Raw genomic sequence first — 8,429 nt, 5'->3', positions numbered from 1 at the left:
AGTAAGACTCGCTACACTGTGCGATCTAAACACCTTAAATGATAGGTGTTGGCTGTAGTCAGCGGCTTGATGAGTTCTAGAGCGAACCTAATTCGAATATAAAATTTGCGTTAAGCCCAGTTGAGGATCGACCAATTCGGTTGATCAGACAGTGCTTTCAAACGCGGGCATGGATTCACCAAGTAAGCAAAGTCAGCGTGTTCGCACAAAGGTAAGTCGTTGATTGAATCCGTATAAAAATGAATGTCTGAGTAGTTGGTTTCTTGATCATCCAACCACTCTTTTAAACGGGTGACTTTACCTTCACGGTAGCTTGGCACACCTAAGATCTGAGACGTGAAGCGGCCTTGGTTTTCAATCAAGTCGATACCGAGTGCATTCTCAATACCAATCTTGCGACCGACCGCTTCCACTAAGAAAGTTACACTGGCAGAGATGATCAACATGTCGATGTCATCATTCTCAAGCTTCTCAATCAAAGGTTTCGACTGCTTGAACTGTCTAGGCAAAATATGCTGTTCAACACACTCTTCCACCAAAGCGGTAACTTGCTCTATTGGCATATCGGCTAAAGGCTGCATGGAAAACGTTAGGTAATCTTCCATGTTCAGTTTGCCTTCCGAATACAGGCCCATTAAGCGCTTATCTTCTTCAATAAAGTTGGGCGCAGTGGCAATGCCCTTTTCAACCAAGAATTCATTCCAGAGCATCGCTGCATCGGCATTGATCAGCGTTTCATCCATATCAAATACATACAAAGGTTTGAACATCTTAGGCTCTCACGGGTTGAATTTCGTTAAGGTTAAAACTAAACCATAGTTCTAGTTGGCTGCATGCTATAACGGGATTGTGACATTAAGAGCATATTTTCGTGGCAGTTGTATTTCACGGCTATGACAATCACCACATGCTTGTTTTCTTAAATACAACAGCTTATGGATTCAATCAGTATTGATACACATAGTTATTTAACTATACGTATTTAAATAACTATGTGTATGTAGCTAACTAGGTGCTCATTAGCAAAAAAAAGAAACTCCGACTGATTCTGTCGGAGTTTCCTATAGAGTTAGATATGCTTTAGCGAGACATCAGCTAATTGAACCTAAACGATTTTCTGCTCATGTTCCTTGCTCGACTCAGTTCCTTTCGACAAGAAACTGGCAACGATCTCTCTCAGTTTCCCTTGATTGACGGGTTTTGGTAAAAATTCATCCATACCCACATCGAAGCACAAATGCTTATCTCGTTGCACTACGTTGGCCGTCAGCGCAACGATAGGAATGTGTTTAGAGGTACCTTCTTCGAGCGCTCGGATCTGCTTGGTCGCTTCGAAACCATCGAGAACTGGCATCTGGCAATCCATGAAAATCATCACATAGTCATTGGCCTTAAATTTCTCGACACCAATTTCACCGTTGTCTGCAATATCCACCTCAAACCCCAGCTTCTTAAGCATCATTTTGGCGACTTGTTGATTCACTCTAGAATCTTCAACGACCAAAACCTTACCACTAAACGGAGCAGCCACTGGTTTTGGCTCTTCTTTGATTGGAGCTTGTTTGTCTATTTGTGTCGTTCTAACAGAAGCAGATGTTGTAGCTTCAACAGAACCCGATGGTTTGGCTAATGGTACGGGTTGATGATCTTTAAACGCGACCTCACCTCGATTTGGATAGGTAAAGGTTGAGGTATCAGCCGATCTCGCCAGGACCTCACTCAGCGTCCATTTAAGCTGATTATCTTGATAAGGGCGAGCAATGTAGGCAACAAAACCCACTTGTTTGGCGCGTGCTTCATCCTGTTTTCGAGGGTCGGCAGAAATCATCACTAGCTTCGGACAAGCTTTATCAAAACGCTCAATCAAACTTCTTGCTAATTGGAATCCATCAATAGACGGCATCACTTTATCAATCAGCACCAGATCATAAGGCAACGACTTCGCCACAGACTCTGAAACAAGCTCTAACGCTTGAGTGGCAGTTTCACAGCACTCAGACTTAACGCCGAATGATTGAAGTTGTGTTGAGGTAATACGCATGTTCAACTGGCTGTCATCAACCAGAAGTACCGAGACTTTATTAAAATCGATGTTGCTCTCGTCAACGTCTAAGCTCGGGTCAAAGTCAGCGGTAAAGTAGAATGTACTTCCCTTACCTACGACACTGGTTAGCTCAAGCTTACTGCCCATTAAGGTCACGATCTTATCGCATATCGTAAGACCAAGCCCCGTACCTCCGTAGATGCGGGTGGTGCTGCCGTCGGCTTGTTGAAACTTATCGAATACCGATTGTTGTTTGTCTTCTGCGATACCAATACCACTATCGGTCACCTCAAATTTCACTCTGAGCTTCTGTTCCGGCTCTATGACTTCTTCTAAACGAAGTGAGAGCATGACATGACCATGTTCGGTAAATTTGATGGCATTGCCGACTAGGTTATTCAGCACTTGTCTTAGCTGGGTGCCATCACCAATCACCATGGTTGGGATCTTAGGATCAATCGCCAGTTGGAATTTGAGCCCTTTTTGCTCGGCTTTAACTCTGAAAGTCGACTCTACATCGGCAGCAATACCCATCATTTTCATCGGCTCTTGCTGAAGCTCTAAACGACCCGCTTCAATCTTCGAGTAGTCGAGAATGTCATTGATTAAATCGAGTAGAGTAAGCGAAGAGGTGTTGAGCATGTCGACATACTCTTTTTGCTCTTTCGGCATATCCATTTCAGAAAGCAGTGATGAAAGCCCAATAATCCCGTTCATTGGAGTGCGGATTTCGTGGCTCATGTTGGCAAGAAATTCACTCTTGTTGCGGTTCGCTACCTCTGCAGTATCTTTGGCTTTTTCCAATTCTTGGTATTGTTGACGAATACGTTCAATCGACTGATTGTAGCTACTCTCTAGTGTCGAGATCTCATCACTGTATGTAGAGTTAGTGGGTGTTAGAAATCGCGGTTTGTTATCTTCAACCTGTTGATGGTTGATCTGAGAAGACATGGTCATTAAGCGCTTGACTACAAGGCGATAGACGATGGTTAAACACACCAGAGACAATAAGAAGATTTTAACTGCTTCGAAAGCGAGCAATAATAAGACCCGATCTTCAAAGTCGTTGAGAATCATACTCAGATCAGACTGCACCGTGAGCGTCGCCAGTTGGAACTCTGAGCCTCCCATCTGATGCACCATATCCCAAGATTGAGAATAAGACTGACCGGACGTCTGTTGACCTAATTCTAAAATTTTTTCATCGGGACTTTCTATTAACAGATAACTGACCGAGGGTAAGCGCGAGATACCTTCAGCTTGCACAAACAGTTGCTCTCGGTCTTCAACCCACAAACTGGCGGTTAAGCCGGAAAGATAACCATCCTTAACCTGTTCGATCTGAGAACTGATAAAAGAAACTCGATTTTGGTACTCCACATACAAACCTAGACCTGTCACTATGACTGTGAATAAGGTACTGATTGCGATGATTACCCCGATCAACTGTCGGGAGAGTCCAATATAGCGTTTTCCTTTATTCACCATACAAAAATTACCATTATTGTTATCCTAGCAAACTACAATTACTCAACTAGTATAATAGTAGTCATTCATCAAATAACTAGGGAAGGTTATGAAAAAACATCTAATAGTTGCATCCATAGTCAGTTTGTTTTCAAGCAGTTATGCTTTTGCAAGCGAACCTGTTCACTACTACATCATTGCAAGCCAAGCGCAACCTTTTCAGATCGAAACTGACGGGTCATCTCACAGAGGAATGGTTTCGGATATTGTTGAAGCCGTATTTGACGACAGCCAATACGAGATCGATTACCACACCTACCCTTTCAACCGAATGGTCGATAAGCTCGACGCTAGAGAGAATCCAAACTGGGTCACCTATGGCAGCCCAAGTTGGGGAAATATCCAATCTGTAAACTTGTCTAAAGATCCGATTTACAATGTAAAACATGTGCTACTTAGCAGCGGCAAGAAGCCATTTGAGTTCAACACTATCGATGATTTAAACGGAAAAGCGGTGGTATTGCTGGTGGGGTTTGAATATCCAAATCTGGAGCCTTATATCCAACAAGGTAAGCTTAACGAGATTCGAGTTAAAGATTACAGCGCGGCTTTTCGTGTATTAAACCGAACTCCGGGTGATACCGTTTTTGTTGAAATGGAATCTCGAATCAAATACAACCTAAATGAGCAGAAACTCAGTATTGATGACTACCAGATGCAAGAGTTTGGCTCAGTGATCAATAACTACCCCATCCATTTAGCATTTGACCCAGAGATGGATCCTAAACTGCAAAGCTTCATCGACCAGCGCCTCGACCAAATGAAAGACGATGGTCAGCTCAACGACATCGTACAGAGTTACTTATAGCAACAGCATCAGTTGTAACCTTCGCATAAAGGTATAGCTTAGGTAACGTAATTTAGCTCTCTTCGATGACTAACTCGCTCTTAAGCCTAAAAGGCTGCCCTGATTAGCACAGAAGCTAAGTAGGGCGGCCTTTTTTAATTCATCTTTAAGGGCTAAAAGAGTTTACCTGTAATCGACCTACTTAATTTGGAACCACGGAGGTAAATGGATTAGTGTGCAGCAATCAAATGCAGTTGCTGAGTACGAAGCTCTTGTCGTACCGCCATCAGAATCTTGCCTAAATGGTTCTCGCCGGTTCCATCGCCACCATCCCCCCAGAAGTGGTCTTTGTGCGAATGTTCTTTTATCACCGAATCTCCGGTATTAGTAAGAAACAACGCAAACTGTGGGTTCTGCCTGAACTTCTCTGTGACAATGAACTGCATCACTTCAACACGAATATCATACCAATCTTCCCGAACTTGGTCTTCATAATCACGGCTTAAAGAGAATGCTTCAGCAGGAGTCGAGGCTTCGAGAATGGTGTTACGCAGCGCTTGAGAGGCAAACTTCATCGCTTGATAATAATGCTCGCTGGTTGCCCAAACTTGATCGTCGATTTTGATAGGACAAGCGGCAAAATTTGACAGGTACCCGTTTGGATCTTCAGGTTCATAGAACAGCACTTCTTTGGCTTTAGCCACCGAATTAGACATAGCCTTCTCCTTACCAACAACATCGCATATTTTTGCTTTAACTTTAAAATTAGTGGCGTTGCATATAACTGTCAAACAACTTAGTTAAAGAGTATGCCAAGGGCATGTTTTTAGTCGAGAACAAATAATGTAGAGGAAGGACAATGGATTTAAATGGTGAGAGGCAAGGAGCATGGTTTACTTATAAAAAGCACAAACTTCTTTAAAAAAGGCATATAAATCAAAGGGTGGCGGTGCGCCACCCTTCTAAATGCAATGGGGATTGTTAATGAATTAGACCTAGCTCCCTCGCTTCTTCCAGGCTAAAACCGCTTTCTCTAATTTCTCTTAGAGCTTCAATACGACGACGAGCTTCAGCAGATTTCATTTTCTTTTCTGGTTTGAAAGATACTTCTTCTTCAGCATCCCACTTATTTGCAATATTTGTCATTTCATCATGGTTGATAGAATTAATGGACATGTTTTCCTCCGAAAAGCACCATGTAATGGACAGGTAATCTGTAGCAAATGCTATTTCGCTTGTTAAGCAATTCTGTACTGAAATGTGATGATTCCGACGCTTCACAAAGCTAATTAATAAATGCCTCATTTAAACTTTGCCAAAGCCATTTTCTGCCATTACATTTAAAAGATTCCCCATAAGAAATGTGGTTTGATCCACCTCTCATTTTCCTCGTTCTCATTTCCTATTTCCCGCTGAAACTTCATGAAATAATCAAAAAATAATTCGAGTCACTTCATTCTTTTTGTGCTCTTCTCTTCCACTAAATTCAACACATGTTAATGATAATAGTTATCAATATCATAACTGAGTGTTTATCATGTCTAGGGAAAATTCAGAGACACCTCTTCTCGAAGTGAAGAATCTATGTGTCGATTACATTACCGATGACGGCGATTTTAATGCCGTAAAATCCGTAAGCTTTAATATAGGCCAAGGCGAGATTTTTGGTTTAGCGGGAGAATCCGGGTGTGGCAAAAGTACCATCGCATTTGCCATTAACCGCCTGCATAAGCCACCGGCTTTCATCTCTGGCGGGCAAATACTGTTTGGCGGGCAAGATCTGCTGCGCTTATCGGACAGCCACTTGAACACCTTACGTTGGAGTGAGATCGCAATGGTGTTCCAGAGCGCGATGAACTCGCTTAACCCTGTACTGACCATTGAAGAACAGTTTGCCGATGTATTGCGCCACCACAAGGGCATGAACAACGAGCAAGCAAAAGATCGCGCCGAAAAGTTACTCGACCTAGTCAATATCCCTCGCCACCGTCTAACCGAGTACCCGCACCAGTTTAGCGGTGGGATGCGTCAACGTTTGGTGATTGCTATAGCTCTCGCGCTCAACCCTAAGTTGATTATCATGGATGAACCGACCACGGCACTGGATGTGGTTGTACAGCGCGAAATTCTGCAGCAAATACACCAACTCAGAGAAGAGTTTGGTTTCTCAATATTGTTTATCACCCACGACCTCGCACTAATGAGCCAACTGTGCGATCGAATTGCCATCATGCGTCATGGACAGATAGTTGAAGTCAACCAAGCCCATGAGATTCGCAATAACCCTCAGCACTCCTACACCCAAAAGCTATGGAGTTCCTTCCCCAATATTCACGAACACGCTCACGCAACTGCGTGCTAGGAGAGCTCCATGTCACAACCTATTTTTCAAGTAAAAAACCTCGTTAAAGAATTCACTGTTGGTGGTGGATTTGGCAAAGAAGAGAGCTTTAGAGCACTGCATGGGGTGAGTTTTGATTTACATGCAGGTAAAACATTGGCACTGGTTGGCGAATCAGGCTGCGGGAAAAGCACCTGCGCTCGACTGATGACCAAAGTGTATCCGCCAACAGAGGGAGAAATACTGTTCAATGGCAGAGATATTTCTACCTTAAAAAGTCGTAAAGATATCTTGGATTACCGAAGCCGCGTACAAATGATATTTCAAGACCCATTTGGCTCACTCAATCCAACCCACACCATTGAACACCACTTAACGCGGCCCCTTAAGATCCACAAGCAAGTTGCTACGAAACAAGCTCTCACAGAGCGTCTCAAAGAGTTGTTAACGCTGGTGGAGTTGCCCATCGAAACTCTCACCAAATACCCTCATGAGCTCAGTGGAGGCCAAAGACAGCGCATAAACTTAGCAAGAGCACTTGCAGTCGGTGCTGAGGTTATCCTTGCCGATGAACCCACCTCGATGTTGGATGTTTCAATACGACTCGGTGTTTTGAACCTAATGCAGAGGATGAAGAAAGAGTTAGGGATAGGTTTTTTGTACATTACGCATGATCTCGCAACAGCACACTACATCGCAGAAGAGACGGCTGTGATGTACAAGGGACAGATCGTTGAGTGGGGATCAACCCAGTCGATCTTAACCAACCCACAACACCCGTACACTAAGTTATTGATCTCTGCTGTGCCCGATCCTGATCTACCATTTGGCGAACTCGTGAAAAATGAGCCAAACTATTCAATAGACGCCGATCGTATTCGTGAACAAAGCAGTGAAATACAGCATGAGATCAAGCAAGTTTCAGATAATCACTATGTTAAACAGTGGGATAACGTTGCATGAATGAACTAGACACTTGGTTAGAGCGGATCGGAAATTGGTACAAAGACCGAAAGCATGATCAAGTGGAGAAGTTAGAGCCTTTGATCTTAACGCCTCCAGATGCACTCTGGGGGCCTTTGATCACGGATAAACAGAGCAAAGGCATCGCATGCTGGTTAGACGGATGCTTGAGAATCTTTACGTTTTATCGATATAAAGATGAAATTCTGACGGCATCGACAAAGCTTCCACCACCAAGCCCACCATCTATCTCAAACGAACTTTGTGGCTCGCACCATCAGGAAAAAGCTTTCCAATACCTGATGTTTGCCTATAGCAAGCTTCAAGCTGTGTCTTGTAATCCCAAATCAGAACCTGACTTACAAGAGTGGTGTACACAGCGGCTACAGCACTTGTGTGTATTGGCTTTGGAGTTTACCAACCAACAACAAGAACCGCGCTGGAAAGAAGAATCAGAAAAATTGATCGAATCGCATGTACGCTTTATGGCAAGTCAACACCAGAACGATGATCAAGGTATGGCTCTACGTCAACTGCACTGATCCACTCCTTGTTCAACCCCTGTTCGATCAAACATCAAAGCTGAACCCCATCAAAAATAAGCACCGTAGAAAGCATGATCTCACCTTGATCATGCTTCAGGAACGGACTCCATAAGCTGTAGAATTTAAATGGTAAGCTTTTGAATGTTAATGATTAGCCGAATTGCAGGCAAAAAAAAAGGTTCATCGCGGCTTTCCGGGGAAAGCCGCTTTTATCTTCAAGAA

Annotated in this window: 8 protein-coding genes; 4 read left to right on the top strand and 4 right to left on the bottom strand. The window is 43.4% G+C overall.

The annotated features are described in order from the left end of the window. Window positions 1-110: 110 nt before the first annotated feature. Window positions 111-770, bottom strand: coding sequence for an HAD family hydrolase (locus tag ACED42_RS21055; protein WP_371704019.1), 660 nt, complete (start codon window positions 768-770; stop codon window positions 111-113). A 335-nt stretch (window positions 771-1,105) separates the two neighbouring features. Beyond that, complete coding sequence (locus ACED42_RS21050; RefSeq protein ID WP_371704016.1) at window positions 1,106-3,532, bottom strand: response regulator; 2,427 nt, start codon at window positions 3,530-3,532, stop codon at window positions 1,106-1,108. Between the two features lie 88 nt (window positions 3,533-3,620). On the opposite strand from ACED42_RS21050, the gene ACED42_RS21045 reads away from it, so the two are divergent. Beyond that, complete coding sequence (locus tag ACED42_RS21045) at window positions 3,621-4,379, top strand: ABC transporter substrate-binding protein (protein ID WP_102248758.1); 759 nt, start codon at window positions 3,621-3,623, stop codon at window positions 4,377-4,379. 209 nt (window positions 4,380-4,588) lie between these two features. Here the strand turns inward: ACED42_RS21045 and ACED42_RS21040 are convergent, their stop codons facing one another. Together ACED42_RS21040 and ACED42_RS21035 are read right to left on the bottom strand one after the other, a co-directional pair. After that, complete coding sequence (locus ACED42_RS21040) at window positions 4,589-5,149, bottom strand: NADAR family protein (protein WP_012601297.1); 561 nt, start codon at window positions 5,147-5,149, stop codon at window positions 4,589-4,591. Window positions 5,150-5,339: 190 nt separating this feature from the next. Continuing rightward, window positions 5,340-5,534: a PA3496 family putative envelope integrity protein gene (locus ACED42_RS21035; protein ID WP_004732575.1), complete on the bottom strand. Its 195-nt coding sequence runs from the start codon at window positions 5,532-5,534 to the stop codon at window positions 5,340-5,342. A gap of 361 nt (window positions 5,535-5,895) precedes the next feature. Between ACED42_RS21035 and ACED42_RS21030 the strand changes: the two genes are divergently transcribed. From ACED42_RS21030 to ACED42_RS21020, 3 genes are read left to right on the top strand one after another with little or no spacing between them, the layout of a single operon-like run. Further along, entirely contained in the window at window positions 5,896-6,720 is an 825-nt protein-coding gene (locus tag ACED42_RS21030; protein ID WP_371704015.1) for an ABC transporter ATP-binding protein, read from the top strand. 9 nt (window positions 6,721-6,729) lie between these two features. Beyond that, window positions 6,730-7,662 (top strand): ATP-binding cassette domain-containing protein, encoded by a 933-nt coding sequence (locus ACED42_RS21025; protein ID WP_371704013.1) that lies wholly within the window; start codon window positions 6,730-6,732, stop codon window positions 7,660-7,662. Further along, window positions 7,659-8,204, top strand: coding sequence for a transcriptional regulator (locus ACED42_RS21020; protein ID WP_371704011.1), 546 nt, complete (start codon window positions 7,659-7,661; stop codon window positions 8,202-8,204). The genes ACED42_RS21025 and ACED42_RS21020 overlap by 4 nt, the downstream gene beginning before the upstream one ends. The last annotated feature ends 225 nt before the right edge of the window (window positions 8,205-8,429 follow it).

The organism is Vibrio sp. FF145 (assembly GCF_041439075.1).
Classification (GTDB): Bacteria; Pseudomonadota; Gammaproteobacteria; order Enterobacterales; family Vibrionaceae; genus Vibrio; species Vibrio tasmaniensis_A.
Note: the sequence above shows the minus strand (reverse complement) of the source record. Positions and strands in the feature narration are given on the sequence as shown.

Bases quoted from the DNA above. Each gene is read 5' to 3' on its own strand.
- ACED42_RS21030 (WP_371704015.1), top strand. From the start codon at position 5,896: ATGTCTAGGGAAAATTCAGAGACACCTCTTCTCGAAGTGAAGAATCTA.
- ACED42_RS21055 (WP_371704019.1), bottom strand. From the start codon at position 770: ATGTTCAAACCTTTGTATGTATTTGATATGGATGAAACGCTGATCAAT.
- ACED42_RS21050 (WP_371704016.1), bottom strand. From the start codon at position 3,532: ATGGTGAATAAAGGAAAACGCTATATTGGACTCTCCCGACAGTTGATC.
- ACED42_RS21020 (WP_371704011.1), top strand. From the start codon at position 7,659: ATGAATGAACTAGACACTTGGTTAGAGCGGATCGGAAATTGGTACAAA.
- ACED42_RS21045 (WP_102248758.1), top strand. From the start codon at position 3,621: ATGAAAAAACATCTAATAGTTGCATCCATAGTCAGTTTGTTTTCAAGC.
- ACED42_RS21025 (WP_371704013.1), top strand. From the start codon at position 6,730: ATGTCACAACCTATTTTTCAAGTAAAAAACCTCGTTAAAGAATTCACT.
- ACED42_RS21035 (WP_004732575.1), bottom strand. From the start codon at position 5,534: ATGTCCATTAATTCTATCAACCATGATGAAATGACAAATATTGCAAAT.